This is a genomic window from Kitasatospora sp. NPDC034023, assembly GCF_055575795.1.
In genome coordinates this window covers 80,341-106,299 of the sequence record NZ_JBVIRY010000032.1, presented here as the reverse complement: position 1 = coordinate 106,299, position 25,959 = coordinate 80,341, and the positions used below count along the sequence as shown (strand labels likewise).

General features: G+C 72.8%; 27 protein-coding genes. 11 read left to right on the top strand and 16 right to left on the bottom strand.

Annotated features, from left to right (window positions below; translation table 11 throughout):
• Positions 1–170: 170 nt before the first annotated feature.
• Entirely contained in the window at positions 171–572 is a 402-nt protein-coding gene (locus ACZ52R_RS33310) for a hypothetical protein (RefSeq protein ID WP_465614872.1), read from the bottom strand.
• Between the two features lie 271 nt (positions 573–843).
• On the opposite strand from ACZ52R_RS33310, the gene ACZ52R_RS33305 reads away from it, so the two are divergent.
• The 4 genes from ACZ52R_RS33305 (at position 844) to ACZ52R_RS33290 (ending at position 5,150) form a co-directional block, all read left to right on the top strand.
• Entirely contained in the window at positions 844–2,121 is a 1,278-nt protein-coding gene (locus ACZ52R_RS33305) for an ABC transporter substrate-binding protein (RefSeq protein ID WP_465614873.1), read from the top strand.
• 98 nt (positions 2,122–2,219) lie between these two features.
• Positions 2,220–3,065 (top strand): carbohydrate ABC transporter permease, encoded by an 846-nt coding sequence (locus ACZ52R_RS33300; protein ID WP_360502014.1) that lies wholly within the window; start codon positions 2,220–2,222, stop codon positions 3,063–3,065.
• Entirely contained in the window at positions 3,062–3,895 is an 834-nt protein-coding gene (locus ACZ52R_RS33295; protein WP_465660624.1) for a carbohydrate ABC transporter permease, read from the top strand. The genes ACZ52R_RS33300 and ACZ52R_RS33295 overlap by 4 nt, the downstream gene beginning before the upstream one ends.
• A gap of 40 nt (positions 3,896–3,935) precedes the next feature.
• On the top strand, positions 3,936–5,150 hold the full coding sequence (locus ACZ52R_RS33290) for an ABC transporter ATP-binding protein (RefSeq protein WP_465614875.1): 1,215 nt from the start codon (positions 3,936–3,938) through the stop codon (positions 5,148–5,150).
• Between the two features lie 20 nt (positions 5,151–5,170).
• On the opposite strand, the gene ACZ52R_RS33285 is transcribed toward ACZ52R_RS33290, so the two are convergent.
• The 3 genes from ACZ52R_RS33285 to ACZ52R_RS33275 all read right to left on the bottom strand — a co-directional run bounded on the left by ACZ52R_RS33285 (position 5,171) and on the right by ACZ52R_RS33275 (position 8,197).
• Complete coding sequence (locus tag ACZ52R_RS33285) at positions 5,171–5,554, bottom strand: cupin domain-containing protein (protein WP_465754698.1); 384 nt, start codon at positions 5,552–5,554, stop codon at positions 5,171–5,173.
• Positions 5,555–5,717: 163 nt separating this feature from the next.
• Positions 5,718–6,902 (bottom strand): CopD family protein, encoded by a 1,185-nt coding sequence (locus tag ACZ52R_RS33280; protein WP_465660622.1) that lies wholly within the window; start codon positions 6,900–6,902, stop codon positions 5,718–5,720.
• Between the two features lie 35 nt (positions 6,903–6,937).
• Positions 6,938–8,197 (bottom strand): MFS transporter, encoded by a 1,260-nt coding sequence (locus ACZ52R_RS33275; RefSeq protein ID WP_465660620.1) that lies wholly within the window; start codon positions 8,195–8,197, stop codon positions 6,938–6,940.
• A gap of 123 nt (positions 8,198–8,320) precedes the next feature.
• Between ACZ52R_RS33275 and ACZ52R_RS33270 the strand changes: the two genes are divergently transcribed.
• Positions 8,321–8,620 carry a hypothetical protein gene (locus ACZ52R_RS33270; RefSeq protein ID WP_360501876.1) on the top strand — a complete coding sequence of 100 codons (300 nt, stop codon included), beginning with the start codon at positions 8,321–8,323 and terminating at the stop codon, positions 8,618–8,620.
• A 78-nt stretch (positions 8,621–8,698) separates the two neighbouring features.
• Here ACZ52R_RS33270 and ACZ52R_RS33265 read toward each other — a convergent pair whose 3' ends face one another.
• From ACZ52R_RS33265 to ACZ52R_RS33255, 3 genes are all read right to left on the bottom strand, one after another.
• Complete coding sequence (locus ACZ52R_RS33265) at positions 8,699–9,136, bottom strand: universal stress protein (RefSeq protein WP_465614879.1); 438 nt, start codon at positions 9,134–9,136, stop codon at positions 8,699–8,701.
• Positions 9,137–9,253: 117 nt separating this feature from the next.
• On the bottom strand, positions 9,254–9,817 hold the full coding sequence (locus ACZ52R_RS33260; protein ID WP_465614880.1) for a YbaK/EbsC family protein: 564 nt from the start codon (positions 9,815–9,817) through the stop codon (positions 9,254–9,256).
• A 36-nt stretch (positions 9,818–9,853) separates the two neighbouring features.
• Complete coding sequence (locus ACZ52R_RS33255; RefSeq protein WP_360501884.1) at positions 9,854–10,321, bottom strand: nucleoside deaminase; 468 nt, start codon at positions 10,319–10,321, stop codon at positions 9,854–9,856.
• A gap of 103 nt (positions 10,322–10,424) precedes the next feature.
• Between ACZ52R_RS33255 and ACZ52R_RS33250 the strand changes: the two genes are divergently transcribed.
• Positions 10,425–11,516 carry a hypothetical protein gene (locus ACZ52R_RS33250; RefSeq protein ID WP_465614881.1) on the top strand — a complete coding sequence of 364 codons (1,092 nt, stop codon included), beginning with the start codon at positions 10,425–10,427 and terminating at the stop codon, positions 11,514–11,516.
• Positions 11,517–11,541: 25 nt separating this feature from the next.
• On the opposite strand, the gene ACZ52R_RS33245 is transcribed toward ACZ52R_RS33250, so the two are convergent.
• Positions 11,542–12,390 (bottom strand): universal stress protein, encoded by an 849-nt coding sequence (locus tag ACZ52R_RS33245; protein ID WP_465660618.1) that lies wholly within the window; start codon positions 12,388–12,390, stop codon positions 11,542–11,544.
• Between the two features lie 169 nt (positions 12,391–12,559).
• Here ACZ52R_RS33245 and ACZ52R_RS33240 point away from each other — a divergent pair, with 169 nt between their 5' ends.
• Positions 12,560–12,934 carry a zinc ribbon domain-containing protein YjdM gene (locus ACZ52R_RS33240; protein ID WP_465614883.1) on the top strand — a complete coding sequence of 125 codons (375 nt, stop codon included), beginning with the start codon at positions 12,560–12,562 and terminating at the stop codon, positions 12,932–12,934.
• 81 nt (positions 12,935–13,015) lie between these two features.
• On the opposite strand, the gene ACZ52R_RS33235 is transcribed toward ACZ52R_RS33240, so the two are convergent.
• The 4 genes from ACZ52R_RS33235 to ACZ52R_RS33220 all read right to left on the bottom strand — a co-directional run bounded on the left by ACZ52R_RS33235 (position 13,016) and on the right by ACZ52R_RS33220 (position 16,983).
• Entirely contained in the window at positions 13,016–14,020 is a 1,005-nt protein-coding gene (locus tag ACZ52R_RS33235; RefSeq protein WP_465614884.1) for a hypothetical protein, read from the bottom strand.
• Complete coding sequence (locus ACZ52R_RS33230) at positions 14,017–14,919, bottom strand: ABC transporter ATP-binding protein (protein WP_465754705.1); 903 nt, start codon at positions 14,917–14,919, stop codon at positions 14,017–14,019. The genes ACZ52R_RS33235 and ACZ52R_RS33230 overlap by 4 nt, the downstream gene beginning before the upstream one ends.
• Before the next feature lie 36 nt (positions 14,920–14,955).
• Positions 14,956–15,363, bottom strand: a complete 408-nt coding sequence (locus ACZ52R_RS33225; protein WP_360501900.1) for a GntR family transcriptional regulator — start codon at positions 15,361–15,363, stop codon at positions 14,956–14,958.
• A gap of 99 nt (positions 15,364–15,462) precedes the next feature.
• Positions 15,463–16,983 (bottom strand): DUF2079 domain-containing protein, encoded by a 1,521-nt coding sequence (locus ACZ52R_RS33220; RefSeq protein WP_465754697.1) that lies wholly within the window; start codon positions 16,981–16,983, stop codon positions 15,463–15,465.
• Positions 16,984–17,266: 283 nt separating this feature from the next.
• Between ACZ52R_RS33220 and ACZ52R_RS33215 the strand changes: the two genes are divergently transcribed.
• Positions 17,267–17,692, top strand: a complete 426-nt coding sequence (locus ACZ52R_RS33215; RefSeq protein WP_465614886.1) for an Ohr family peroxiredoxin — start codon at positions 17,267–17,269, stop codon at positions 17,690–17,692.
• Between the two features lie 388 nt (positions 17,693–18,080).
• On the opposite strand, the gene ACZ52R_RS33210 is transcribed toward ACZ52R_RS33215, so the two are convergent.
• The 3 genes from ACZ52R_RS33210 to abc-f form a co-directional block, all read right to left on the bottom strand.
• Positions 18,081–18,548, bottom strand: coding sequence for a hypothetical protein (locus ACZ52R_RS33210; RefSeq protein WP_396288244.1), 468 nt, complete (start codon positions 18,546–18,548; stop codon positions 18,081–18,083).
• 130 nt (positions 18,549–18,678) lie between these two features.
• The gene (locus ACZ52R_RS33205) at positions 18,679–19,242 is read right to left on the bottom strand and encodes a CGNR zinc finger domain-containing protein (RefSeq protein ID WP_465614887.1); all 564 of its coding nucleotides are present in this window, start codon (positions 19,240–19,242) and stop codon (positions 18,679–18,681) included.
• A gap of 134 nt (positions 19,243–19,376) precedes the next feature.
• Complete coding sequence (gene abc-f / locus ACZ52R_RS33200) at positions 19,377–21,011, bottom strand: ribosomal protection-like ABC-F family protein (RefSeq protein ID WP_465614888.1); 1,635 nt, start codon at positions 21,009–21,011, stop codon at positions 19,377–19,379.
• 433 nt (positions 21,012–21,444) lie between these two features.
• Between abc-f and ACZ52R_RS33195 the strand changes: the two genes are divergently transcribed.
• From ACZ52R_RS33195 to ACZ52R_RS33185, 3 genes are all read left to right on the top strand, one after another.
• Positions 21,445–22,167 carry a molybdopterin-dependent oxidoreductase gene (locus ACZ52R_RS33195; protein ID WP_465754696.1) on the top strand — a complete coding sequence of 241 codons (723 nt, stop codon included), beginning with the start codon at positions 21,445–21,447 and terminating at the stop codon, positions 22,165–22,167.
• Positions 22,115–22,819, top strand: coding sequence for a cytochrome b/b6 domain-containing protein (locus ACZ52R_RS33190; RefSeq protein ID WP_465754695.1), 705 nt, complete (start codon positions 22,115–22,117; stop codon positions 22,817–22,819). Before ACZ52R_RS33195 ends, ACZ52R_RS33190 begins: the two co-directional genes overlap by 53 nt.
• Positions 22,820–22,982: 163 nt before the next feature.
• Positions 22,983–24,596, top strand: coding sequence for a tannase/feruloyl esterase family alpha/beta hydrolase (locus ACZ52R_RS33185; protein ID WP_465754694.1), 1,614 nt, complete (start codon positions 22,983–22,985; stop codon positions 24,594–24,596).
• Between the two features lie 357 nt (positions 24,597–24,953).
• On the opposite strand, the gene ACZ52R_RS33180 is transcribed toward ACZ52R_RS33185, so the two are convergent.
• The gene (locus tag ACZ52R_RS33180) at positions 24,954–25,838 is read right to left on the bottom strand and encodes a Bax inhibitor-1/YccA family protein (protein ID WP_465754693.1); all 885 of its coding nucleotides are present in this window, start codon (positions 25,836–25,838) and stop codon (positions 24,954–24,956) included.
• Positions 25,839–25,959: the final 121 nt, after the last annotated feature.

Here is a 25,959-nt window from a genome sequence, read left to right as displayed (position 1 = left end):
GTCGTTGCGCGCCGAGCGCCCGCCGATCGACCGCCCGGAACCGGCGGCGGGATGACGTGTCGTCAACGCCAGGCAGCGGGTCCGTGGGCGGCCGGCGTGGAACGCCATCAGGGGGTGGACGGCGTGCCGTCGCCCCGGAAGGCGGCTTCCGGGGCGACGGCACGGGGGCGTCAGCCCGTGATCGGCTTCAGTGCGGCGGTCATCGTCGCCGCCATCACGGAGGTGCCGTTGTAGGAGCCGACGGTGGCGTCGTCGAGGGCGTTGACGATGTCGTCCCCGGCGACCTGGTTGCGGTCGCCGACGATCACGGTCCCGTAGTTGCCCCCGGCGGCCTGGGCGGCGTCCATGGCGGCTCCGGCCACCCCGGCCGCGCCGCTCGCGCCGTTGTGGGAGCCGACGGTGGCGTCGTGGCCGGCATTGATGATGTCGTAGCCGGCGACCTGGTTGTCGTCGCCGACGATGACCGTCCCGTGGTTGCCGCCGGAGACGACCTCGGCGCTCGCGGCGGTCGGCACGGCGGCGAGACCGGCGGCGGCGAGGAGGATCAGCGTCCGGGTGATGCAACGATTCATGGGGGATTTCTCCGCTTCTGTCTGTAGATGTCCATGTGCGGGCGAAGGTGACAGTAGGCGCCGCCCCTCGGGGCGGCGGCGATGATCCGCCGCCCGTGGCGTGTCGGACGGGGTCGCCGGGGCCGGTCGAGGCCACCGTCCGAGCCGACACTTCGGCGCCGGGCCCTGACGGGTTGACCCGCCCGGGTGGTCGGCGGCGCGGCACGCCGGGGACCGGGGGCAGCGGCGGGCTAGGGTCGGCGGGGCCGGTCCGCCCCACCACGGGAGAACGATGCCGAGGGTCCCCAGTCTCCGCTCACGGTGGGCGCGTGCCGCCGCCGGACTGGCCGTCGTCGCGTCCGCCCTGACGGGCTGCGGGAGCGGCGGGCAGGGCGGCCCGGTCGCGCTGAACTGGTACAACTTCCCGGACGACTCGGGTGCCCTCCAGCAGGCCGCCGACCGCTGCGGGCAGCAGTCCGGCGGGCGCTACACGATCCACTACAACAAACTGCCCCGCGGCGCGGACGGCCAACGCCAGCAGCTGGTGCGCCGGATGGCGGCGCACGACGCCGACGTGGACATCCTGGGCCTCGACGTCACCTGGCCCGCCGAGTTCGCCGAAGCCGGCTGGATCCGCGAGTGGACCGGGGCGATGCGCGAGCGGGCCACCGCCGACACGCTCGACGCGGCGGTGCGCACCGCGACCTGGCGAGGCCGGCTGTACGCCGTGCCGTACAACTCCAACACCCAACTGCTCTGGTATCGCGACGACTTGGTGGACACCCCGCCCAGGACATGGGCGGAGATGCTCGCCAAGGCCGAAGAGCTGGCCCGCGCGGGCAAACCGCACTACGTGGAGATCCAGGGCGCCCAGTACGAGGGACTGACGGTCTGGTTCAACACCCTCGTCACCAGCGCGGGCGGCTCGATCCTCACCCCCGACGCGCAGGCACCCGCGCTCGGGGCCCCCGCCGTCACCGCCGCCACGGTGATGCACGACCTGGCGACCTCCGCGGCCGCCGACCCCTCGCTGCCCAACCAGATGGAGGACCAGAACCGGCTCGCCATGGAGTCCGGCACGGCCGCCTTCGAAATCAACTACCCCTTCGTCTACCCCTCCATGAAGGCCAACCAGCCCAAGCTTTTCCCGCACTTCCGCTGGGCCCCGTACCCCGCCGTCACCCCCGACCGCCCCGCCAGCGTCACCATCGGCGGGATCGACCTCGCGGTGGGCGCCTACAGCCGGCACGCCGACCTCGCCTTCGAGGCCACCCTGTGCCTGCGCGACCGGGACAACCAGCTCACCAACGCCCTGAAGGGCGGCCTCCCGCCGTCCCTGCGCAGCCTCTACCAGGCGGCGGAACTCACCCAGAGCTACCCCTTCGCCGCCGACGTGCTCACCGCCCTCGACTCCGCGAGCGTCCGGCCGCAGACCCCGGCCTACCAGAACGTCTCCATCGCCATCTCGCACACCCTCTCCCCGCCCGCCGACATCCACCCGGACAAGGACGTGGCCGACCTCCGCGGGCAGATCCAGGACGCCCTCGGCTCGAAGGGGCTGATTCCGTGACACCACCCACCGGAGCCCGCGACGCGGCCGCCCCCGCCCCGGCCGTCCACACCCCGGCCGGGCGCTCCCGCGGCGCCCGCCAGGAACGCAGGCTCGGCCTGCTGCTCTGCGCGCCCGCGGTCATCGTGATGCTCGCTGTCACCGCCTACCCCATCGGCTACGCCCTCTACCTCTCGCTCCAGCGCTACGACCTGCGCTTCCCCGAACAGGCGCACTGGGTCGGGCTCGCCAACTACGGCGCCGTGCTGACCTCGAACTTCTGGTGGCAGGCGCTCGGCGTCACCGTGCTGATCACCGCGGTGTCGGTCGCCGTCGAACTGGTCCTCGGACTGGCACTCGCCCTGGTGATGCACCGCGCCGTCTTCGGACGCGGCACCGTCCGCACCGCGGTCCTGGTGCCGTACGGGATCGTCACCGTCGTCGCCGCCTACTCCTGGCAGTACGCCTGGACACCCGGCACCGGCTACCTGGCCGCCCTGCTGCCCGAGGGCAGCGCCCCGCTGACCGAACAGTGGCCCGCCATCGGCCTGATCATCCTCGCCGAGGTGTGGAAGACCACCCCGTTCATGGCCCTGCTCCTGCTCGCGGGGCTCGCCCTGGTGCCCGACGAGACCGTCCGGGCGGCCATGGTGGACGGCGCGACCTTCGGACAACGGCTGCGCCTGGTCATCCTGCCGCTGATGAAACCGGCCATCCTGGTCGCCCTGCTCTTCCGCACCCTGGACGCCTTCCGGATCTTCGACAACATCTACGTCCTCACCGGCGGCTCCAACGGCACCGGATCGGTCTCGATCCTCGGCTACGACAACCTCTTCACCGCGCTCAACCTCGGCATCGGCTCGGCGATCTCCGTCCTCATCTTCGGCTGCGTCGCGCTCATCGCCCTGGTCTTCGTCAAACTGTTCGGCGCGGCCACGCCGGGCGCCGAACCGGAGCACCGATGAGCACCCGCCACACCCGCGCGCTGACCGGCTGGGGCATCGCCAACCTGGTCGTCGTCCTCTACGCGCTCTTCCCGGTCTGGTGGATCGTCGCCCTCTCCTTCAAGGACCCCAGCACCCTCTCCGACGGCGACTTCGTGCCGCGCACCTGGACCTGGACCAACTACCGCGGCATCTTCCAGACCTCGGAGTTCACCCGGGCCCTGGTGAACTCGATCGGGATCGCGGTGATCGCCACCACCATCGCCGTCGTCCTCGGCACCATGGCGGCCTACGCGGTGGCCCGGCTGCGCTTCCCCGGCAAGCGGCTGCTGATCGGGGTGTCCCTGCTGATCGCGATGTTCCCGCCGATCTCGCTGGTCTCACCGCTGTTCAACATCGAACGGGCGCTCGGCCTCTTCGACACCTGGGCCGGACTGATCATCCCCTACATGACCTTCTCGCTGCCGCTGGCGATCTACACACTGTCGGCGTTCTTCCGGGAGATCCCCTGGGACCTGGAGAAAGCCGCCAAGGTCGACGGCGCCACACCCTGGCAGGCGTTCCGGCTGGTCATCGCCCCGCTGGCGGCACCCGGCGTGTTCACCACCGGCATCCTCGTCTTCATCTTCTGCTGGAACGACTTCCTGTTCGCCATCTCGCTGACCTCCACCACCTCGGCCCGGACCGTACCGGCCGCCATCGCCTTCTTCACCGGGAGCTCCCAGTTCGAGCAGCCGACCGGCTCGATCGCGGCCGCCGCCGTGATCATCACGATCCCGATCGTGGTCTTCGTGCTGCTGTTCCAACGCCGCATCGTCGCCGGGCTCACCGCCGGCGCAGTCAAAGGTTGAGACCGCCCCACCCGGCGGACCAGGAACAGGAAGGCGAACCGTGGCCGAGATCGTCCTCGACGGCATCACCAAGCGCTACCCCGACGGCGCCCTCGCCGTCCACGACGTCAACCTCACCATCGCCGACGGCGAATTCGTCATCCTGGTGGGCCCGTCCGGCTGCGGCAAATCCACCACGCTCAACATGATCGCCGGCCTGGAGGACATCACCGAAGGCACCCTGCGCATCGCCGGACAGGTCGTCAACGACCGCGCGCCCAAGGACCGCGACATCGCGATGGTCTTCCAGAGCTACGCGCTCTACCCGCACATGAGCGTGCGCGACAACATGGGCTTCGCGCTGCGCCTCGCCAAGGTCGACAAGGCGACCATCGGCGCCAAGGTCGAAGAGGCCGCCCGCATCCTCGACCTCACCCAGCACCTCGACCGCAAGCCCGCCAACCTCTCCGGCGGACAGCGCCAGCGGGTCGCCATGGGACGGGCGATCGTCCGCGACCCCAAGGTCTTCCTGATGGACGAGCCGCTGTCCAACCTCGACGCCAAACTCCGGGTCCAGATGCGCACCCAGATCGCCGCGCTCCAGCGCCGCCTGGGCACCACCACCGTCTACGTCACCCACGACCAGGTGGAGGCCATGACGCTCGGCGACCGGGTCGTCGTCATGCGCGCCGGCGTCGTCCAGCAGGTCGGCTCGCCGCAACACCTGTACGACGAGCCGGTCAACCTCTTCGTCGCCGGGTTCATCGGCTCGCCCGGCATGAACTTCCTCGGCGCCGCGCTGGAGGAGAACGCGCTGCGCACCTCACTCGGCGCGCTGCCGCTGGACGACCGCACCCGGCGCGCCCTCGAGCACGCGGACGCCCCGCGCGAACTGATCGTCGGCATCCGCCCCGAGGACTTCGAGGACGCCTCCCTGACCGAGCACACCGGGGTCGGGTACGCCGGGGTCGGGCACACCGGCGGGGTCACCTGCACCGTCGCCGTCGAGGTCAGGGAGTCCGTGGGCTCGGACGTCTACGTCCACTTCGCCGAGGAGGGCGGGCCGGCGCCGACGGACGAACTCGCCGAACTCGCCGCGGACTCGGGCCGGGCCGACACCGGCATGCAGGAGCACCGCGTCGTCGCACGGCTGAACACCGCCACCCGCGCCACCGAGGGCAGCCCGCTGGAACTGTGGGTCGACACCGCGCGGATCCACGTCTTCGACCCCCGAAGCGGGGCCAACCTGACCCACCCGGAACGCCTGCCGGACTAGCGCGGGGGCGGGGGCAGGGGCTACGGCGTGCCGCCCTGTTGGCGGCTCATCCAGTCCTCGATGGCCTCTTCGGTCCGGGCGAGCTTGTCGGTCGGGCTGAACTGCAGCAGTTCGGTGCCGGCGTCGACGTACGGCCGGTGGCCCGGCGGCTGGTAGAAGGTGTCGCCGGCCTCGTACACCTCCTCCTGGTCGCCGAAGACGTAGCGCATGCGGCCGGCGATGACGTAGCCCCAGTGCGGGCACTGGCACGACCCGTCGGGCAGCGCCTGCAGCGGCCCGTCGAGGTCGGCGTCGGCGGCGAAGGAGACGAATTCGACGGTGTAGCCGTCCATCTCCGCCCGGCGGTCGGTCACCGGTCCGAACTCCTGGACCTGTGGCGCGGATTGCTTGGAAACCTTCGGCATTGCTACGGCTCCTCTCGGTGACGCCCCCCGAGACTTCCCGTCGTGTCGAGTCGACCACCCCGGACGGCCGGGCGCATCCGGAGGCGGACGCCCCAGCGCGCGCTGCCGGTCCGGAGGACACCCGGGTCGGCGACGCGCGCGGGGGTGGTGAGGGCCGGTGGTGTCAGAGGGTCGCCGCCGGGGTGGCAGACGGGCGACGGGCCATCGCCTCGGAGGCCTTGGCCGTGGCGTACAAGGAGATGGCCAGGGCGACGACCAGGGCGGCGCCGGCGGCGAAGACACTGCCGGAGGAGACGGCCTTGGCGCTGCCGGCCTCGGTGCGGGCGGACCCGGCGAGGAACGGCACGACCACCAGGACCGCGACCCCGAGGGCGGCCTCGCCCCAGACGACCAGGGGGAAGTGGCGCAGCGTGAGGTGGCGCAGGGAGGCGGTGTCGTCGGCGCGGCGGGCCCGGGCGATGCGCGGCATCAGCCAGAACTGGTTGACGGCACCGGCGGCGACCAGGCCGAGGACGAGGACAACCTTGACGAGCAGGGCGAGGCCGTAGCCGGTGGTCCACAGCTGGGAGACCGAGCCGACGTGCTTCCAGCTGAGCCACAGGCCGGAGACGAGGACGGCGCCGACGCAGACCATGGCGACGAGGCCGAAGCGGCGCCACAGGTCGGCCCACAGCAGGCCGGCGCCGTCGCCGAGGCGGCCGCGGGTGCCGGCGAGGGCGACGAGCAGGGCGAGGCCGCCGAGCCAGACGGTGCCGGAGACGATGTGGACCTGGTCGAGGGCCAGGTCGAGCCAGCGGTCGAGGTCGGCGGGCGAGGTGGTCGGGACGGCGGCGACCAGGGTGACGGCGAGCGCGGCCGGCAGGACGGCGAAGGCGATGCGGTCGGTGTGCCGGCGGGCGGCCGGGACGAACAGGGCGATCAGCGCGGCGGCCGTGGCCAGGAGGACGAGGTTCTGGACCAGGTAGACGGTGCCCTGGGCGACCCAGGCGTCCTTGGCGGCGGGGGCCTGGAGGAAGTCCCGGATCCGGCCGGGGGCCAGGGCGTCGCCGAAGGGCGTGCCCTTGCCGGAGCGGGCGACGCGGGCGGCGAGCTGGAAGTAGCCGGCGAGCAGCAGCACCACGCCCGCCCCGGCGAGGCAGGCCGCCGATCCGGACCTCAGGACCGCGGCGTCGTCGCTGTTCCCGCTGCGCTCAGCCGTCCTGAGGGCGGGGCGGACGGTGGTGGCGTACGTGACGGTGGTGCCGATGGCTCCGCTGAGGCCGATGAAGTAGCCGGTCTTGGTGAGGACCCGCCAGAGCTGGGGCGTGGCGTATCCGGCCGTGTTCGCGGCCGACAGCAGACTGTTCATGAGGGAAGGCTAACCTTTCTAAGGATAGCCTTCCCTCATTCCGGGCCCTTGGTTGTTCTACCGTCATCAACCTGTGACTCGCGGTCGGGTCGGACGGCCACGAGCAGGACGAGGGCGCCCGCCTGGACGACCGTCACCGCCGCGATCAGGGCCGGCACGGACACCTCGTACAACGCGCCGGTCAGGGCGCCCGCCGCCAGGGTCGCGGCGCCGACGACGGCGGCGAAGACGCCGTAGGCGGTGGCCCGGCGGGCGGCGGGCACGAGGTCGGCGACAGTGGCGCGCAGCGTCGACTCCTGAACTCCCATCACCGCTCCCCACAGCAGGACGCCCGCGACCACGGCGGCCCGCGTGCCGCTGAAGGCGAGCGCGGTCATCGCGGCGACCAGCACCGGCAGCACCGCGAGGACGCGCGGCCCGACCCGGTCGTACAGCCAGCCGGTGGCCAGCGCGACGACGGCGTCGGCGAGCATCGCCGCCGCGTACAGCACCGGCACCAACGACACGGACACCAGGTGGCGCTGGACCAGGTGGAAGGAGACCACGCCGAAGGTGGCGAAGCCGGCGGTCGTCGCCGCGGTGAAGGCCGCGTACACCCAGAACGCACGTGGCAGCCGCGGCGGTTCGGCCTCTTCGCCGCCGTCGCTGTTGCCGCCGGAGGGGTGGGCGGGCGTGGAGGCGGGCTCGTAGCGGGCGGGTTCGGGCACGCGGGCGCGCAGCCACACCAGCAGGGCGAGCGCCGCGACGCCCGGCACGGCGAGGACGCCCAGCGCGGGCGCGTAGCTACCGGTCACGGCCAGGACCCCGGCCACGGTGAGCGGGCCGATCACCGCGCCGAACTGGTCGAGCGCCTCGTGCACCGCGAACCCCCGGCCCCGGCCGGTGGCGGCGGTGGCGTGCGAGAGCAGGGTGTCCTTGGCCGGGGACCGGACGGCCTTGCCGACCCGCTCCGCCACCACCAGCACGCACGCGGCCGTGAGCGTCCCGGCCACGCCCAGCAGCGGCACCGCGGCGACGGTCAGCGCGTACCCGGCGATGGTCAGCGCCCAGAACCGGCCGGTGCGGTCCGCCAGCGGCCCGGACACCAGCCGCAGGCCGAACGCCGCGGCCTCCCCGGCTCCGGTGACCACGCCGACCACCAGCGCGGAAGCGCCGAGGGAGGCGAGCAGCGGCCCGGTGACGGACCGGGCGCCCTCGTAGACGAAGTCGGCGAGCAGGCTCACGATCCCGAACCACACGACGAACCGCCACGGTCGCATACCCGTCGACCGCTCCGCCGGGGTGGGCCGGTTCATCCCCACACCCTATCGGCTGCGCGGGCCGGTCGAGGTGCGCGCGGGCGGGAGCGGGAGTTGGCTGGAAGCACCGGGGGTTGGGAACCGCGACGAGAGCAGGGACGAGAGCAAGGGAGCGGTGACATGGCTGTGGTGATGTCGATGCGGTGGGCCGAGGCCACGCCCGAGCAGTACGACACGGTGCGTGACGAAGTCCGCTGGGAGGAGGTCGAGCCGGCCGGTGGGCAGCTGCACGTCGCCTGGTTCGACGCGCAGGGCCTGCACGTGACCGATGTGTGGGAGTCCCAGCAGGCGTTCGAGACGTTCTTCGCCGAACGGTTGGCACCCGCGATCGAGAAGGCCGGCATCCCCGGTGAGCCCGAGACGGTGTTCAGCCCGCTGCATCGGCGCTTCGTCGCCCCGGGCGTCAGCGGCGCCGCGTAGCCGGAAACCGCGGGTGCTCCCCGCGAGCACCCGCGCGCCCCCGCCGGGCCTGGACGCCCGGGCGAGGGCCGCGGGTCGTCACTGCGCGCGGACGATGACCACCGGGCAGGCGGCGTGCTGCGCGCAGCGCGTGCTGACCGAGCCGAGCAGGGCCCGGGTGAAGCCGCCGCGGCCGTGGCTTCCGACCACCAGGACCTCGGCGCCCTTCGACGCGTCCAGCAGGACGTCCGAGGGGTCGCCCAGCACCATCGTCGGCCGAACCTCCACCGGGCGGTCCGTGCCGAGCACCGTGCGGAGTTCCTCGGCGAACCGCCGCCCGGCGAGGTCCCGGTCGAAGGACATGTCGACCACCGGCGCCGACCAGCCGACGTGGCTCGGCGGCTCCCACGCGCCCACCGCCTCCACGACCCCGCCGATCAGCGTGGCGTGCCGGACCGCCCAGCGCAGCGCGGCGTGCGACGACGGCGAGCCGTCGACGCCGACCACGACGCGGGGAGCGGAGTCGTTCGCGTCCATGTCTACCGTCCTGTCGGTCGTCGCCCCTTCCACCACGGTGCGGGCCACCCGATGCCGCCGCCAGTACGGTCCGGCACCCGGGTGACGGCGGCGGCACCCCGGTCGTCGGCCGACCGCTCAGCCGGCCAGGCCCGGCAGCACCTCGGCGCCCGGCAGCCGGGCCAGCGCCCACCCGGGGAGGATCAGCTTGCCCCGGCGCCGACCGCTGCCGACCAGGACGTACGGCGCGGCGGCCACGGCCTCGTCGATGAGCAGTGGCCAGGCGCCGGGCAGGCCGACGGGGGTGATGCCGCCGTACTCCATGCCGGTCAGCTCGACCGCGGTGTCCACCGGGGCGAAGGACGCCTTCCGCGCCCCCAGGTGGGTACGGACCGCCCGGTTCACGTCCACCCGGGTCGTGGCCAGGGCGAGGCACGCGGCGTGCGTGACCTCGCCGGCGCGCTTGGCGGCGACCACCACGCAGTTCGCGGAGAGCTCCGGCGGCGTGTCGTAGGCCGCGCAGAACACCGCGGTGTCCGCCTTCTCGGGGTCGGTGTCCACGTAGAGCACGGCCGCGGCCGCGTCCCTGGCGTCCCAGTTCTTCAGGGCGTCGGCCACGGGGGCGGCCAGGTCGTCGCGAACCTCCAGGGCGGCGAAGGCCGTTGGGAAGTTTCCGAAGGGCGGGGATGCGGACTCGCTCATGGGACGGACTGTAGCGCGGTCCCTCACCCCGCCCGGCTACCCCCAGTACCCCGTGTGCACCGCGGCGGCCTCCTCGGGCAGGTGCGGCCCCGAGACCTCCACGGTGTTGCCGCCGGCCGCGAAGACCTGTCGGCACGGCAGGTCGAGCACCGGCTCCTCCGGGTCGACCCCCGCGATGGCGTTCAGCTCGGTGGCGGAGAGCGCGTAGACGACCCGCCGGATGCCGCTCCAGTAGATCGCGCCGGCACACATCGCGCACGGCTCGGTGCTGCTGTACAGGGTGGCCCGGGTCAGCTGTGTCGGGGCCAGGGTGCGGGACGCCTGCCGCACCAGGTTGGTCTCCGCGTGGGCGGTGACGTCGCGGTCCGACAGCACCGAGTTCTCGGCGCTGAGCAGGACGTTCCCGTCGGAGTCGGTCAGCAGCGCGCCGAAGGGGTGATTGCCGTGCGCTCGCGCGCTGTGGGCGAGTTCGAGGGCGGCGAGCAGGTGGTCGCGGTCGGCCATGGCGTACTCCTCAGGGTGGGCCGGGTGGTGGGGTCGAACGTACGACGTCAGTCTCCGGACGAAAGGGCTCCGACGCCGGGCGTGTGGGTGACAGGATGCCCGGGTGAACGAGATCATGCGTGCCGCCGAGCGCCTGCTCGCCACCCGGCTGTCCGATCCCGCCGACCTGGGCGGGAGCAGCCGCACCAGTGTGCTGCGCTGTCGGACGGCCGACGGACGGAGCGTCGTCGTCAAGGCCTACACCGGCGGACCGGACGCCCTGCGCGGTTTCACGGCGGAGGCCGCCGGGCTCTCGCTCGGCCTGGCCGGCCCGCCGGTGCTCGGGGTGGACCCGGAGGTGCCGCTGCTGGTCCTGGCCGACCTCGGCGACGCGCCGACGCTCGCGGACGTGCTGCTCGGGGACGACCCGAAGGCCGCCGAGGACGGGCTGCTGGCCTGGGCGGTCGGGCTCGGCCGACTGGCGGCACGGTCGGTGGACCGGCGCGCCGACCTCACCCGGCTGTGGGCGCGGTACGACATCGGCCTGCCGACCTGGGCGGACGAGCCGTGGATCGCCCGCAACGCCGCCGACCTCCCCGGCGTGCTCGAAGCGGCCGGTGTCGCCGTGCCGGGCGGCCTGGTCGAGGAGCTCGCGCGGATCGGGACGGCGGTCGGCCAGGAGTACCCGGCGTTCTCCCCGGGCGACACCTGCCCGGACAACAACCTGCTCACCCCGGACGGTCTGCGGCTGCTCGACTTCGAGGTCGCCTGCTACCAGTCGGTGTTCCTGACCGCGGCGTACTGCCGGATGCCGTTCGCCACCTGCTGGTGCGTCTTCGCCCTGCCGGCCGGGATCGCCCGGCGGATCGAGGCGGCGTACCGGGCCGAGGTCGTCCCGGTGTATCCGGCGCTGGCGGAGGACGCGGTGTGGGAGGCAGGGATGGCGCGAGCGGTGGCCGTGTGGACGGCGAACGCGACCCTGCGCCTGCTGCCGCGCACCGCCGAGGACGGCCCGATGCACCGCACCCGGCGGCCGGTGGCGACCAGGCGCCAGGTGCTCAGGCACCGCTGGGAGACGGCGGCGCGGCTCGAAGGGTTCCCCGCGTTCACGGAGACGATGCGGCGACTGCTGCGGGAGGTCGCCGACGGCTGGCAGGTGGAGCCGCTGCCGGGCTACCCGTGTTTCGCGCATGAGGGTGGCGCCCGCGACTCCTGACGGGGCGCTTCCGGCGGCGGCCGGGTCAGCCGTACGGGACGACGGCGACCGGGCAGTGGACATGGTGGATCGCGGCGTGCGCGACCGGGCCGAGGTGGTGGTGGAGGCGCGGCATCCTGTGGCTTCTGCGGCCGACGACGAGCAGCCGGGCCGTCGCCGCGGCGTCCACGAGTTCGACGGTGGGCTTGCCCCGGACCAGGTCGGCCCTCACGGCCACCTCGGGGTGCCGGGCCCGCCAGGACTCCAGGGCCTCCGCGAGATCGGCCCGCTCGTCGGCGGACACCTCGCCCTCCAGCCCGCCGATGGCGCCGTAGGACATGTGCTCGCTGCCGGCCGGCGGGGCCCAGACGTGGACCACGCGCAGCGGCGCCGAGCGGAGCGCGGCGGCCTCGAAGGCGAACGCCAGCACCGGGTCCGCCGGATGCGCCAGGTCGAGGCCGACCGTCACCGCGCCGTCCGCCTCCTCCTCGCCCGCCCGGACGAGCACCACCGGGCAGGCGGCCCGGCGCAGCACCTCCTGGCTGACCGAGCCGACCAGGAAACCGCGGACGGTGCCCAGCCCGCGTGAGCCCAGGACGAGCACGGCGGCGCTCTGCGCGGCGGCCTCCAGTGCCTCGGCGGGCTCGGCGGACACGGACGAGGAGGAGACCGTCAGCCCGGGGGCGAGGGCGCGCAGGGCGGCCTCGCGGGCGGCGAGTCGCAACAGGGTGTGCCGGTAGCTCTGGTCGCTGCCGACCACGTCCCGCTTCGGCCAGGGCCAGGCGTGGAGGAGTTCGAGCCGGAGGCCGCGGCGCCGCGCCTCCCGGGCGGCCCATTCGGTGGCGGCCAGGCTCTCGGGCGAGTCGTCGAAGCCGGCGACCACGGATCCGGTCATGGCGTCCTCCTCGGTTCCCATGCTCGATCGGGGCGGTGCCCGGCCGCCTCGGGTGCGGCCCCAGTATCGGCAGTGGGCGCGCCCGGCGCCTCCCGGGGAGGCGGCGCCGAGCGCCTCGTGCCCGCTGACCACGGGAAACGCCCCTCGGGTGACTGGATATCCTGATCACATGAGCGACAACCTTCCCCCTTGCCCGCAGTGCGCCGGCGAGTACACGTATGAGATGAACGCCCTCATGGTCTGCCCGGAGTGCGGCCACGAGTGGGCGCCCGCCGACGCCGGCGAGGCCGCCTCCGCCGGGGCCGGCTCCGTCGGGGCCGGCGAGCGGGTGGTCAAGGACGCGGTCGGCAATGTGCTGAGCGACGGCGACACCGTGACCGTCATCAAGGCCCTGAAGGTCAAGGGCAGCGCCTCCGGCATCAAGGCCGGCACCAAGGTTCGCAACATCCGCCTGGTCGACGGCGTCGACGGCCACGACATCGACTGCCGGGTCGAGGGTTTCGGGGCGATGCAGCTCAAGTCCAGCGTGGTCAAGAAGGCCTGACCCGCCCCGCCTTGACCTGCCCCGCCTGTTCGACCTGCCCTGTCCCGACCCGCCCTGTCCCGCTCGGCCGTGCCGGGCTCGTCAGGTGCGGATCCGGCGGAAGGCGACCACCAGGATGACGGCGGTGAGCGCCAGCAGGATGCCGGCCTCGACGAGCTGGATCGGTACGAGGTGGCCGACCGGGTGGTACCGCAGCCAGGAGCCGGTGGCTCCGTCGCACGTGGTGTACCGGCACGCGTCGTCGCCGACGCGGCTGCCGTCGGCCAGGACGGCGCCGCGGTCGATCAGCCACGCGTTGGTGGGCTGCGCGATGTACGGGTGCGCGGGGCTCAGCGGGACCACTTCGTCCACGATCGGATGGAAGTACGGGCGGGCCCAGCGGATCAGGCCGTGGGCGGCCGCGACCAGTGCGCCGGTGAGGAACATCGCGGGCAGTGTCCGGCGCACCAGCCGGCCGACGAGGACGCCCAGTGCCAGCGCGAACAGTGACCAGGCGACCGGCGCGACCCCGAGCGCCGGATAGGTGAAGAACTGGAACGGCGGATCGAAGGCGGCCGGCCCGTGCACGATGTCCGTCCACCACACCCAGGTCATCAGGACGGCGAGCGTGCCGCTGAAGGCCAGCACGGCGAGACCGGGCACCGCGAGGCGGGCGGCCAGCCAGCGCATCGGGCTGACGGACTGCGCGCGGACCAGCCGGATCGTGCCGCGCTCGTACTCCTGGGCCAGCAGTGGCGCGCCGACGAAGACGCCGATGAGCAGCGGGACGGCGGTCACCGCGGGCTGGAGGACCTGGGTGTACCAGAAGGTCGGCCGGTCGATCGGCGAGAGCAAGTTCCAGCACCGGGCGCCGGACCAGCTCTCGGGGCTGTAGCAGCCGGTCCGCCGCAGTACGCCCACGATGTGGCTGCTGACGAGGTGGATCCAGAGGAGGTCGGCCCCCACCAGGACCAGCAGGGCGGCCAATGCCCACAGCAGGGCGCGGTTCTGACGGATCGACAGCCAGAGAAGTCCGCGCAGTCGAGGGGTGGCGGGGCGGCGGCCCACGGGCGCGGTGGCGCGGTCGGGCAGGACGTTCGTACTCATGCGGCGGCCTTCTCGTTCCGGTGCTGGTCGTTCGCCGGGGTGGTGTCCGGTCGCGGATCGGCCGGTGCGCGCAGATAGCCGAGCAGCAGGTCCTCCAGGCTCGGCCGCTCGCTCTCCCACGGGCCGTCGAGCGGTTCCCCGGTGCGTACCAGCGCGGTGGCCCGGCGGCCGCCGACGCGTTGCTCGACCACCAGATCGGCCGGGAGGTCGGCGGCCTCGGCGGGCCCGGTGAGCAGCTGGTGGCCGTCCAGGACATCGTCCAGGTCGCCGGCCAGCCGGATCCCTCCGCGCTGGACGAGCAGCAGGTGGTCGATGACGCCGTCCAGCTCGGGGAGGATGTGCGAGGAGACCACGATGGTGGTGCCGCGTTCGGCGGCGGCCGACATCAGGGTGCCCATGAGCTGGTGCCGGGCGAGCGGGTCGAGGTCGGCCATCGGCTCGTCGAGCAGCAGCAGGTCGGGGACCCTGCCGAGGGCGAGCGCCAGGGAGACCCGGGTGCGCTGGCCGCCGGAGAGCGAGCCGATCCGCGCCTTGGGTCGCAACTCGCCCTGGTCGACGATGCGTTGGGCAGTCTCGTGGTCCCATGCCGGGTTGAGCTCGCGGCCCATCCGTAGCGTCTCGGCGACGGTCAGGCCCGGGTAGAGCGGCTTGTCCTGCGCCACGTACGCGACCCGGGCGCGCTCGTCCGGGGTGCCGGACGGTTTGCCGAACACGCGCAACTCACCTTCATTGGCGGAGAGTTGGCGGGCGGCGAGGGAGAGCAGGGTGCTCTTGCCCGCGCCGTTGGGGCCCACCACGCCGCAGATCCGCCCGGCCGGGACGGTGAAGTCGCAGTCGCGCAGGGCCCAGTCGCCCCGGAATCGCCTGCCGAGGCCGGCGGCCTCCAGCGCGGGCGTCATGATTGTCGGGTCTTCCACCCGGTCCCCCCACTGTTCTCAGTTCGGTGTTTCCGGGGAGACCCCGGTGTCGAAACGCTGCTCCAGGACGGAGGCCATCAGCGCGGAGATGTCCTCGCGCTCCAGCCCGGCCTCCCGGGCCCGGTCCACCCAGCCGACCAGGTCCGCGCGCAGCGGACCGTCGGCCGCCGCCTCCGGCCGGGCGAGCGAGCGCCGGACGAAGGTGCCGAGCCCCGGGCGGGGCTCGACCAGCCCCTCGCGCTCGAGTTCGCGGTAGGCCTTCAGCACGGTGTTGGGGTTGATCGCGGTCAGCTCCACCACCTCACGGGCGGTCGGCAGCTTGTCTCCGGGCTGCAGCAGTCCGAGCCGCAGAGCCTGCTTGGTCTGCTGCACGATCTGCTGGTACGTGGAGACGCCGCTGCGCCGCTCGATGCGGTACTCGATCACCGGCGTTCCGGCCTTTCACTAGTTCAATAGTGGAATGGTGGCCCACTGCGGCGCGATGGTCAAGACGGACCGAGGGCGGGGGCGGGAGGAGCGGCCCGGTCAGGGGCGTTTGAGCAGGAGCAGCCCGTCCTGCTCGACCAGCCGCCGGTAGCCGAAACCCTGGTACACCGTCAGCATGCGGGTGGTGTCGGCGATGGCGCACGGGGCCTGGACACTCGGGTCGCGCAGGTCGACGGCCACCCACTCCGGCCCCGGCCACACCGGCTCCCGGCACACCAGGGTGACCTCCGCCCGGCTGGTGAGCTGGGCCGCCAGCCGGTTGGAGGCGGCCACCGTGGCGTCGTCCGGTATCAGCCGGAGCATCGCCCGGGTCTCGGTGAGCCGGGGCGAAGTGCGCCAGGCCTCCGGCATCACCACCTCGTGCAGCGGGTAGAGCGGCAGCGTCACGGCCGTCACCAGGGCGCTGACGGTGAGTGCGCGCCGGGCGCGGCGGGGGAGCGGTCCGGGTCGGGCGGTCCGGGCCGGTGGGTCGGTCAGGGTGGTCAGGGTCGGTGGGTCGGCCGGGCGCGGGCCGCCGCAGCGGCGCACGGCGTCGACCAGGGCGGCGAGCGCGATCGGCATCAGCACCGCGCTGTAGTGGTAACTGACGCCCCAGTAGTGCGGGTTGGCCGAGAAGAGCCGCCAGGCCAGGGTGGGCACGCAGAGCAGGAAGAGCGGCGAGCGCAGGCCGAGGAAGCCGGCCGTGGCGGCGAGCAGGAACAACAGCAGCCATTTGACCGGCGGCCACCCGAGCCGCAACGGCAGGGCCCAGACCGAGGGCTGTCCGCCGCCGCCCAACTGCTGCCAGTAGTCGAAGCCCCCGCTCGGGTTGAACGCGGGCAGCACCACGAGCACGGTCAGCGCGGTCGTGGCGACGCCGACGGCGGCCAGGGCGAGCCCCGGCAGCGGAGAGCGCCGGGCCTGCCGGGCCTGCCAGGCGATCAGCAGGCCGACGGCGGCCACCGTCAGCCCCAGGTCCTCCTTGACCAGCAGCAGCGGCAGCGACCAGAGCGCGGCGGCGAGCGGGCGGCGCCGGCCGAGCGCGGTGGCGGCGAAGGCGAGCAGCGGGACGGCGAACGCGATCTCGTGGAAGTCGTCGGCCGCCGCCCTGACGATCCCCCAGGAGGCCCCGGTGGCGCAGCCGACGAGCAGTGCCACCCGCGGCCCGGCCACCTCGTGGGCCCAGCGGGTGAGCGGAACGACGGCCAGCGCCATGAGTAGCGCCTGGGCGACCACGAGGGTGAGCGGGGTCGGGAAGGCCCGGTACGCGGGGGCGAGGACGGCGATCAGCGGGTGGAAGTGGTCCCCGAGCAGGTGGAAGCCGGGCCCCTTGAGCGGCACGATCGGCGGCCGGAGGTGCGCGTACGCCCGGACGGCCTGTTCGAAGATGCCCAGGTCGTAGGCCTTGGTGAGGCCGCGCCGGTGCCGGTTGACGGCGACGCAGGCGTAGAGCGCGGCGAAGCCCGCCGCCAGGCCCCAGGCCAGTGCGGCAGGGCGGCGGGCGAGCCGGGCGGCCCGTCGGAGCGGGGCCGCGGGCGGGAGGGGGCGGGGCGGGCTGTGCGGGGAGAGGGCCAGGGGCATCGACAAAGAACCCTTTCACTATTCGATTAGTGAAAGGGTGATGGAAGGTCTGAGCGGGCGTCAAGATCGGGTCGCCGGTGCGGGTCGGTGTTCGGGTTGGTGTTCGGGTCGGAGTGTGAGGCAGGTGTGCGTCACTGTCTTGACTGGTGATGTGGGTGGCTGCCATCATTTCATCACCGCCTCAACCGGTGACGAGAAACGTGTCTCGACCCCGGCCCCGGCCCCGGCCTGGCCCCGGTCAGACGGCGGACGGATACCTTTCGACCCAGATGGGGAGCGCACCATGGCAGTCAGCTACACCGCCGTCGTCAACGTCGACGGAGAGGGCCGCAACGGCGGTCGCGTCCGGTCCTCCGACGGCCTGCTGGAGACCGGCCTCGCCCTCCCGAAGGAGCTGGGCGGCGCCGGCACCGCGACCAACCCGGAGCAGCTCCTGGCCGCCGGCTGGGCCGCGTGCTTCCTCGGCGCCCTGCGCCGCGCCGCCTCCCTCCGCAGGATCCGGCTGACCAGCACCACCATCACCGCCGAGATCACGCTCACCCACGGCGACGACGACGAGTTCTCGCTCTCTGCGGTCCTCACCCCGGTGCTCGGCGGCGTGGACCAGGCCACCGCCGAGGAGCTCGCCCGCGCCGCCCACCAGATCTGCCCGTACTCCAAGGCCACGCGCGACAACATCCCCGTCACCATCAACGCCGCCGCCGCCTGATCCCCCCAAGACGGCGGGTCCCGTGCGGAACCCCCGCCGCACGGGACCCGCTCCCACCGTCACACCGTCACGCAGCACCGCCGTCACACCGAACCGCCGACCGGAGAGCGAGGGCCGGAGATGGCCGCCACGACACACACGTATCAACGGGCGGCCGCGCACCGTCGTCACGCCCCTGACCGGTGTTCCACGGGCCCTGCGGAGCGGCGCAGCCGGAGCCGGGGCCCGGAGCGTTCAGGGGAGCGGCCTTGGCCGGACGGCGCGCAGGTGTGGAACTGGGCGGAAACCGTGGTGTCGTCGGGGTACGGTCCCGGAGCGTGGTACTTCGTGTGACGCGGCGCGTGTGACCTGCCGCAGGTGAGGGTGGTGGCGCCGGCGGGCCGGTGGGTCAGTCGGTAACGCCCGGCGTCACGAGGGTGTACAGGACGGTGCGCTCCTGCTTGTGGCGCCGGACGCGCCCCTTGGCCACGAGGGATTCCAGGGTGTTCCGTACCACCTGAGGCGTCGGGTTGCGCTTCGGGTACGTCGCCATGAGCTCCTCGCGCAACTCCTTCGCGGGGCAGGGCTCGTCGTGGTGACCCAGCAGGTCCGCCAGGAGGTCACCGAGCAGAGGCCGGCGCGAGTTCTCCTTCGCGTCGGCCTTCGTCGCGTGCGCCGCCGGTCGCGCCTGCGCGGCGACGGGCTCGTCCTGGGTCTGTTCGGGCAGACGTGACGGGTCAGAGAAGCCCTCGTACCGCTCGGCGAGGGACAGGATGTCGACCAGGAGGGCTTCCTCCTGCTTCAACACCCTGATCGCTTCCTCCAGCTCCTGCTGTCGCCGGTGGTTCTTCTCCAGGTCCGATGCGACCTGTTCCACGTACCGGGACCGGAGTGTGGAGGCTGGTTGGCGGGTCACAACCGTTCACTTCCTCGAGATGGGTGGTGTTGCATGGTACCCATGCCGAGGGTGCCGGCGCGGTCGGGGCGGAACATGTCGGTGGGTGGGGTCAGCGCACACCCAGGGCCGGCGCGGTCTTCTTCCGGGCGCGGTAGGCGGCGGCCTTGATCTTGTTGCCGCAGGAATCCATGCCGCACCACTGGCGGCGCATGCCCCGGGAGCGGTCGATGTAGATCCGCGTGCACTCCGGGTTGCCGCACTCCTTCATCAAGGGGACGTCCGGGCCGCTGAGGAGTTCGACGGCGTGTCGCGCGACGGTGGCCAGGGCCTGCTCGGGCGTCGCCTCGTTGTGCCGCCCGGTCATGGTGAGTTGCGGCGTCACGGGGGCCTTGCGCGCGGCGCCGTTGAGCACGGCGAGGGCCTCGCGGTCGAACTCCTCCTCGGAGAGGCGGTTGGTGACGAGGCGGTAGACGGCCTCGCGCACGGTCTTCGCGTCCCGGACGTCCTGCTCGCCGCCGGGCGTGATGGTGTCCACGAGTCCGCAGTCCAGGTACCAGGCGTTCAGCCGCTCGGGCGTCACGAACATCTCGAACCGGGTCGAGCGCCGCGCGCGGAGGGTCGCCGCGAAGTCGAGGGCCGGGTGCCCGCACACGAAGACATGGTCAAGGTTCACATCACCATCCTGACAGGTGACTGTGAGGGGCGCAAGAACCGGGCAGGCGGGTGGGGGCCGTCTACGGACTGTGAGCGGTGGCGGGCCCGCCGAGCACGAAGCCTCGGACGCGGGCCACGCCACACACCGGCGGGTCACACCCCGGGGCCCCCGGTCTCCCGCAGCGCCCCGTCGGCCAGCCGCAGCCGGCGGTTCACCCCGATCTCGGTGAGGAACCGCTCGTCGTGGCTGACCACCAGGAAGGCGCCCTGATAGGCCTGGAGCGCGCTCTCCAACTGGCCGGCGCTGACCAGGTCGAGGTTGTTGGTCGGTTCGTCGAGCAGCAGCAGGTGGGGGGCCGGTTCGGCGCACAGCACACAGGCCAGGGTGGCGCGCAGCCGCTCGCCGCCGGAGAGCACCCGGACGGGCAGGTGCGCCCGGGCGCCGCGGAACAGGAAGCGGGCGAGCAGGTTCATCCGCTCCGTCTCGGGCCGCTCGGGCGCGAACGCGGCGAGGTTCTCCGCCACGGTGAGGTCCGGGTCCAGCAGGTCCAGCCGTTGCGAGAGGTAGGCGATCCGGCCGTCGCTGCGGGTGATCCGCCCGTCGTCCGGCGTGAGGTCGCCGGTGATCAGCCGCAGCAGGGTGGACTTCCCCGCGCCGTTGGGCCCGGTGAGCGCGATGCGCTCGGGGCCGCGGATGTTCAGGTCGACGCCGCCGTCGGCGAACACGGCCCGGCCGGCGTGCCGGACTTGCAGGCCCTCGCCGAGGAAGAGGTTGCGCCCGGCGGGCACCTGGGTGTCGGGCAGCTCCAGGGAGAGTCGCTGCTCCTCGCGCAGCGCGCGCCCGGCTTCGTCGAGCCGGGACTTGGCGTCGCTGACCCGGGCCGCGTGCAGTTGGCCGGACCGGCCCGCCGCCTCCTGGGCGCCGCGCTTCATGGTGCCCGCGAAGATGCGGGGCAGACCGGCGTTCTTGAGGTTGCGGGCGGCGTTGCTCGCGCGGCGCTCGGCGCGTTCGCGGGCCTGCTGCATCTCGCGCTTCTCCCGCTTCAGCTCCTGCTCGGCGTTGCGGACGTTCTTCTCGGCGACCTCCTGCTCGGCCCGCACGGCCTCCTCGTACTCGGTGAAGTCGCCTCCGTAGAACCGTAGTTCGCCGCCGTCGAGTTCGGCGATGCCCTGCATGCGGTCGAGCAGCGCGCGGTCGTGGCTGACCAGCAGCAGGCAGCCGCTGAAGTCCGTCAGCACGTCGTAGAGCTTGTGCCGGGCGTCGGCGTCGAGGTTGTTGGTCGGCTCGTCGAGCAGCAGGACGTCGGGGCGCTTGAGCAGTTGGGCGGCGAGGCCGAGGGAGATGATCTGGCCGCCGCTGAGCGTGCTCAGGCTGCGGTCGAGGGCGAGGTGGCCCAGGCCGAGCCGGTCGAGCTGGGCGCGGGTGCGCTCCTCGATGTCCCAGTCGTCGCCGATGGTGGTGAAGTGCCGTTCGTCGACGTCGCCGGACTCCACGGCGTCGATGGCCCGGACGACCTCGGCGATGTCGAGTACCTCGGCGACCGTGAGTTCTCCGGTCAGGGGGAGGCTCTGCCGGAGGTAGCCCAGGGTGCCGCCGACCGTCACCGAGCCGGTGGTGGGCGTGAGTTCGCCGGCGATCAGCTTGAGCAGGGTGCTCTTGCCGGAGCCGTTGGGGGCGACCAGGCCGGTCCGGCCGGCGGGCACGGTGAAGGACAGGTCGTGGAAGACCGGGGTGTCGTCCGGCCAGGCGAAGGAGAGGTTGGAGCAGACGATGGCGGCGTCGGACATGGAGGTGACCTCGAAGGAGACTGAGGGCAGGAGTGAGAGCTCTGCCCTGGGCAGACGCGGGGAAGGGGGTGCGACGAAACGGACCACTTCGGCTGCGGCGCCCCTGAAGCGCCGGCCGGTGGCCGTCAGATCCGGGTCTCACCCGGAGATGTCGTCGTCACCCGCCATGTCTGCCACTCCTCGATCACACGAACCTCAGGTCACATGCAGCGTAGCAGGTGTCGCTCGTAGGCAGCCGTCATTTCTCACCGGCCCAGCGGTGTCGGCTCGTTGACAGCCATGGAGGGCCATGTCAGCATCGTCACCAGTTGAGCCGGTGATGATGCTGGGACGGTTCGACGATGTTCACACGTGTGTATGTTCCCGCGACCACGGACGGCCTGGGTTTCCGGCCTCGTCGGCGCGGCCGCCACCTCGAAGGAGCGCACTGACCATGACGGGAAAACCGAAGCGGAGAGCCGAGGGCGCGCCGGTCGGGCGGCGTGCCGTGCTCGGCATGCTCGGCGCGGGCGCCGCGGGGCTCGCCGCGGCGCCGTACCTCCAACGCGGCTGGGAGCGGTTCCTGGCCGCCGCCTCGGAGCACGACGCGACGGGCCTGACCGGACTGCTGCCCAACCCGGGCGGCTTCCGCTACTACAGCGTCGTCGGTTCGGTGCCGCAGAAGGACGAGACCACCTACGAACTGCGGATCGACGGACTGGTGGACCGGCCGATGACCTACACGCTCGGCGACCTGCGCGCCCTGCCGCAGACCCGGGTCGTCCACGACGTGCTCTGCACGGACGGCTGGCGCGTGGACCGGACGCCCTTCGAGGGGGTGAAGCTGGCCGACCTCCTCGACGCCGCCGGAGTGCGCTCCCCGGGTGCGGCGGTCCGGTTCACCTGCTTCGACGGCGCCTACACCGAGAGCCTCACCCTGGAGCAGGCCCGCCGCGCGGACGTCCTGGTGGCGCTGACCATGCAGGACGCGCCCATCACCCACGCCCACGGCGGACCGGTCCGCCTCTACGTGGCGCCCATGTACTTCTACAAGTCGGCCAAGTGGCTGTCCGGCATCTCGGTCACCGACAAGGTCGTCCCCGGCTACTGGGAGGAGCGCGGCTATGCGGTCGACGGCTGGCTCGACGACGCGGACCGGCACGGCGAGGCGGCCTGACGCGACGCGGCGGACCGGCCCGGCGAGGCGGCCTCACCGCGTCGACCGGGTCCGCCGCTTCAGCACCGCCGAGCGGATGGTCCACCGGGCCACCGGCTGGCTGATGCTCGCCTGCCTGGCCTCCGCCGCCTGCCTGTACTTCGGGCCGCTGGCCCAACTCGTCGGCCGGCGCTACCTGATGGTCACGGTCCACGAGTGGTCGGGCATCCTGCTGCCGCTGCCCTTCCTGCTCGGGCTGCTCTCCGCCGAGTTCCGCGCGGACCTGCGCAGGCTCAACCGCTTCGCGCCGTACGACCGGGAGTGGCTGCGCGCCGCCCGCAGGCGCCGGACGGAACCCGGGGCGCGCCCGGCGGGCAAGTTCAACGCGGGGCAGAAGCTCTACGCGGGCTGGATCGCCGGCGCCGTGCTGGTGATGGCGTTCACCGGACTGCTGATGTGGTTCACGGGGCTGCTGCCGTCCATCTCCCGCACCAGCGCGATCTTCGTCCACGACGTCCTGGCCTGGGCGATCGCCATCGTGCTGATCGGGCATCTGCGCAAGGCGTTCCAGGACCCGGAGTCGAGGCGCGGCATGCGTACCGGGTACGTCCGCCGGTCCTGGGCCGAGCGGCACCACTCCCGGTGGCTGCCCCGGGACCGGTCGGACGCCTGAGCGTCACCGGACCCTCGTCGCCACCGGACCTGTCGTCACCACACCTCTACCGTCACCTGTTTGACCGGTGATATGTTTTCGACCAGCCCCCTGCTCATGTGCCGCGCACACGCTTTCTTCGCGGCCGGGCACACACCTACCTACCTACCTGGACGGGATACCCATGAAGAGATTCCTGATCGTGCTCGCGACCGGCGCCGCCCTGGCCGCGGCGAACCTGCCGATGGCGGCGGCGGAGGCCCGGAGCGGCTCCGTACCCGCCACGTTCTCCTGCTCGCCGGTGTCGGTGCGGGCCCCCGCCGGCACCACGGTGGAGTCCGTGACGGCGCTCCGCCAGGAGGGCGGCACCATCGACGGGACCGGGGTCGTGGGCGGCATGGTGACCGGCGTCCCCGCCTACTGCGAGGTGACCGTCACGATCACCCACCCCGGCGACAACGACCATGCCAAGGTGCGGACCTGGCTCCCCCTGACCGGCTGGAACGGCCGCTTCCAGGCCGTCGGCGGCAGCGCCTACGCGGCCGGGGACAACAACGTCGGACTGGGCGCCGCGGTCAAGAACGGGTACGCCGGGACCACCACCGATGCCGGGCTCGGCGACGCCGTCGACGTCAGCTGGGCGCTGAACGGCAAGGGGCAGGTCAACACCGCGCTGCTCGAGAACCTCGCCTCCCGGTCCCAGCACGAGGCGGCGATCGTCGGCAAGGAGGTCGTCGCCGCCGCGTACGGCCGGGGCGCCGCCTACTCCTACTTCAACGGGTGCTCCACCGGCGGACGCCAGGGCTACATGGAAGCCCAGCGCTACCCCGACGACTTCGACGGCATCCTCGCCAACGCGCCCGCCGTCAACTGGGACGAGTTCGAAGTCGCCACCCTGTGGCCGCAGGTCGTCATGAACAACGAGAAGACCTACCCGTCCGCCTGCGAGTTCAAGGCCTTCACCGACGCCGCCGTCGAGGCCTGCGACCCGCTCGACGGCGTCAAGGACCACCTCGTCAACGACGCGGCGCGGTGCGACTTCGACCCCCGCCGGCTGATCGGCACCAAGGTGGTGTGCAACGGCAAGGAGCTGACCATCACGGCGGCCGACGCGGCCGTGGTGCGCAAGATATGGGAGGGCCCGCGCACCGCCTCGGGCCGGAAGCTGTGGTCCGGTGTCCCGGTCGGGGCCGACCTGTCGGCACTGGCCGGCACCGCCCCCGACCCGAACGGCGTGGCCAAGGGCGCACCGTTCCCGGTGCCCAAGCTCTGGGTCACGACCTGGCTGAAGAAGCAGCCGTCGTTCGACGTCTCGACCATCACCTACGACCAGTTCACCCAGCTGTTCGAGCAGTCCCGGGTCGAGTACGACCGGATCATCGGCACCGACGACCCCGACCTCTCCGCCTTCCGCGACTCCGGCGGCAAGCTCCTGACCTGGCACGGCCAAGCCGACCAGTACATCCCCACCCAGGGAACCGTCGACTACCGCCGGCAGGTCGAGCGGACGATGGGCGGCACCAAGCGGGTCGACGACTTCTACCGGCTCTTCCTCGTCCCGGGCGCGGGCCACTGCGGCCTCAACAAGGGCGCCGGCACCATCGACGACCTCGCCGCGCTGACCGCCTGGGTCGAGCAGGGCAAGGCCCCCAGGACGCTGCCCGCCACCCTGGTCGACGCCGCCGGGCAGAACGTCAGCCGCGACGTGTGCGCCTACCCCAAGGTGTCCCGCTACACCGGCCACGGCGACCCGGCCGCCGCCACCAGCTTCCGCTGCGTCCTTCCCTCCCGGCACTGAATCCCCTCCGGTACCGTCCCGGCCCGCGCCCCCCGTGGCGCGGGCCGGGACCTTTTGCGTTCCCGCGGCCCGGGTCGGTCGCGTTGCTCCGTGGCCCGCGTGCGTGGCATCGTTCCGTGGCCCGGGTGCGTGGCATCGGCGATGACCGTGGCGGGCAGGCGGGCAGGCGGGCAGGCGGGCAGGGGCAGCGGGGCAGAGGGGCGTCGAAGGCCTCGGAGGCCTCGGCGGGGTCGAGCTCGCCCGACGGCGGCAGCGCGTCGATCGACCCGTGGGCGGACACGCCGGAGGGGCATGCGCGGCGCGCATGCCCCTCCGGCGTCGGGGGAACCCGGTCGGGGAAAACCCCAGCGGGGAAGCTCAGTTGTCGTTGTTGTTGAAGATGGTCAGGACCTGCAGCACCTCGAGGTAGATCCACACCAGCGTCGTGGTGAGACCGAAGGCGGCCAGCCACGCGTCCTCGCGGGGCGCGCCCTCGGCGAGGGCGTCCTCCACCTGCCGGAAGTCCAGGGCGAGGAAGCCCGCCCCGAGCAGGACCCCGATCGCGCCGAAGAGGAGGCCGAGGCCGCCGCTGTGGAAGCCGAGGCCGTGGCCCGCGCCGAAGGCGGAGAAGAGGAGGTCGGCGAGGAGCAGCAGGAGGAAGCCGGCCGCGGCGGCGGTGAGGAACCCGGCGAACCGGCGGGTGACCCGGATCCAGCGCATCCGGTAGGCGACGAGCACGGCCGCCGACACGGTGAAGGTGCCGAGGACCGCCTGAACGACCACGCCCGGGGCGAGGTAGGTCGAGGTCGCGCTGGAGACCACGCCGAGGAAGACGCCCTCGAACGCCGCGTATCCGAGGATCAGGGCCGGGGACGGCAGCCGCCTGACGGCCTGGAGCATCGACAGCGCGAAGGCGACGACGGCGGCACCCACGGCTATCCCGTACGAGAGGCCGAGGTGCGCCTCGTCGACCGGCAGGAGGAGCCAGGAAAGCACCGCCGCCAGCGTCACGGTGCCGAGCGTCGTCGCGGTGCGTATGACGACGTCGTCCAGGGTCATCGCGGTGGAAGCGGTGGAAGCGGTGGAAGCGGTGGAAGCGGTGGGAGCGGTCGGAGCGTCAGGTGTGAGGGTGTCGGCGGTCCGGAAGCCGCCCGCCGACGGGCCTCCGGCCATGGCGCCGACCGGTTGACGCACCGAGGCGTCGGTGAGGGTGGCGGCGCGGGCGGCGCCCCAACGGGAGAAGACCGGGTTGGTGCTCTTCATGTCATTCCTCCTGGTCGCCGCGTGTGCGGCCTGCGGTGCGGCGTCGTCATGGGCCACCGGGGCGCCACACGTGTGAACATGCTCGCCCGTGGATCGACGACACCGCATTCGTCACCACTCT

Coding starts and splice junctions, on each gene's coding strand:
- ACZ52R_RS33310 (WP_465614872.1), bottom strand. CDS start 572: ATGAATCGTTGCATCACCCGGACGCTGATCCTCCTCGCCGCCGCCGGT.
- ACZ52R_RS33305 (WP_465614873.1), top strand. CDS start 844: ATGCCGAGGGTCCCCAGTCTCCGCTCACGGTGGGCGCGTGCCGCCGCC.
- ACZ52R_RS33295 (WP_465660624.1), top strand. CDS start 3,062: ATGAGCACCCGCCACACCCGCGCGCTGACCGGCTGGGGCATCGCCAAC.
- ACZ52R_RS33285 (WP_465754698.1), bottom strand. CDS start 5,554: ATGCCGAAGGTTTCCAAGCAATCCGCGCCACAGGTCCAGGAGTTCGGA.
- ACZ52R_RS33280 (WP_465660622.1), bottom strand. CDS start 6,902: ATGAACAGTCTGCTGTCGGCCGCGAACACGGCCGGATACGCCACGCCC.
- ACZ52R_RS33275 (WP_465660620.1), bottom strand. CDS start 8,197: ATGAACCGGCCCACCCCGGCGGAGCGGTCGACGGGTATGCGACCGTGG.
- ACZ52R_RS33270 (WP_360501876.1), top strand. CDS start 8,321: ATGGCTGTGGTGATGTCGATGCGGTGGGCCGAGGCCACGCCCGAGCAG.
- ACZ52R_RS33265 (WP_465614879.1), bottom strand. CDS start 9,136: ATGGACGCGAACGACTCCGCTCCCCGCGTCGTGGTCGGCGTCGACGGC.
- ACZ52R_RS33260 (WP_465614880.1), bottom strand. CDS start 9,817: ATGAGCGAGTCCGCATCCCCGCCCTTCGGAAACTTCCCAACGGCCTTC.
- ACZ52R_RS33255 (WP_360501884.1), bottom strand. CDS start 10,321: ATGGCCGACCGCGACCACCTGCTCGCCGCCCTCGAACTCGCCCACAGC.
- ACZ52R_RS33245 (WP_465660618.1), bottom strand. CDS start 12,390: ATGACCGGATCCGTGGTCGCCGGCTTCGACGACTCGCCCGAGAGCCTG.
- ACZ52R_RS33240 (WP_465614883.1), top strand. CDS start 12,560: ATGAGCGACAACCTTCCCCCTTGCCCGCAGTGCGCCGGCGAGTACACG.
- ACZ52R_RS33235 (WP_465614884.1), bottom strand. CDS start 14,020: ATGAGTACGAACGTCCTGCCCGACCGCGCCACCGCGCCCGTGGGCCGC.
- ACZ52R_RS33230 (WP_465754705.1), bottom strand. CDS start 14,919: ATGACGCCCGCGCTGGAGGCCGCCGGCCTCGGCAGGCGATTCCGGGGC.
- ACZ52R_RS33220 (WP_465754697.1), bottom strand. CDS start 16,983: ATGCCCCTGGCCCTCTCCCCGCACAGCCCGCCCCGCCCCCTCCCGCCC.
- ACZ52R_RS33215 (WP_465614886.1), top strand. CDS start 17,267: ATGGCAGTCAGCTACACCGCCGTCGTCAACGTCGACGGAGAGGGCCGC.
- abc-f (WP_465614888.1), bottom strand. CDS start 21,011: ATGTCCGACGCCGCCATCGTCTGCTCCAACCTCTCCTTCGCCTGGCCG.
- ACZ52R_RS33195 (WP_465754696.1), top strand. CDS start 21,445: ATGACGGGAAAACCGAAGCGGAGAGCCGAGGGCGCGCCGGTCGGGCGG.
- ACZ52R_RS33190 (WP_465754695.1), top strand. CDS start 22,115: ATGCGGTCGACGGCTGGCTCGACGACGCGGACCGGCACGGCGAGGCGG.
- ACZ52R_RS33185 (WP_465754694.1), top strand. CDS start 22,983: ATGAAGAGATTCCTGATCGTGCTCGCGACCGGCGCCGCCCTGGCCGCG.
- ACZ52R_RS33180 (WP_465754693.1), bottom strand. CDS start 25,838: ATGAAGAGCACCAACCCGGTCTTCTCCCGTTGGGGCGCCGCCCGCGCC.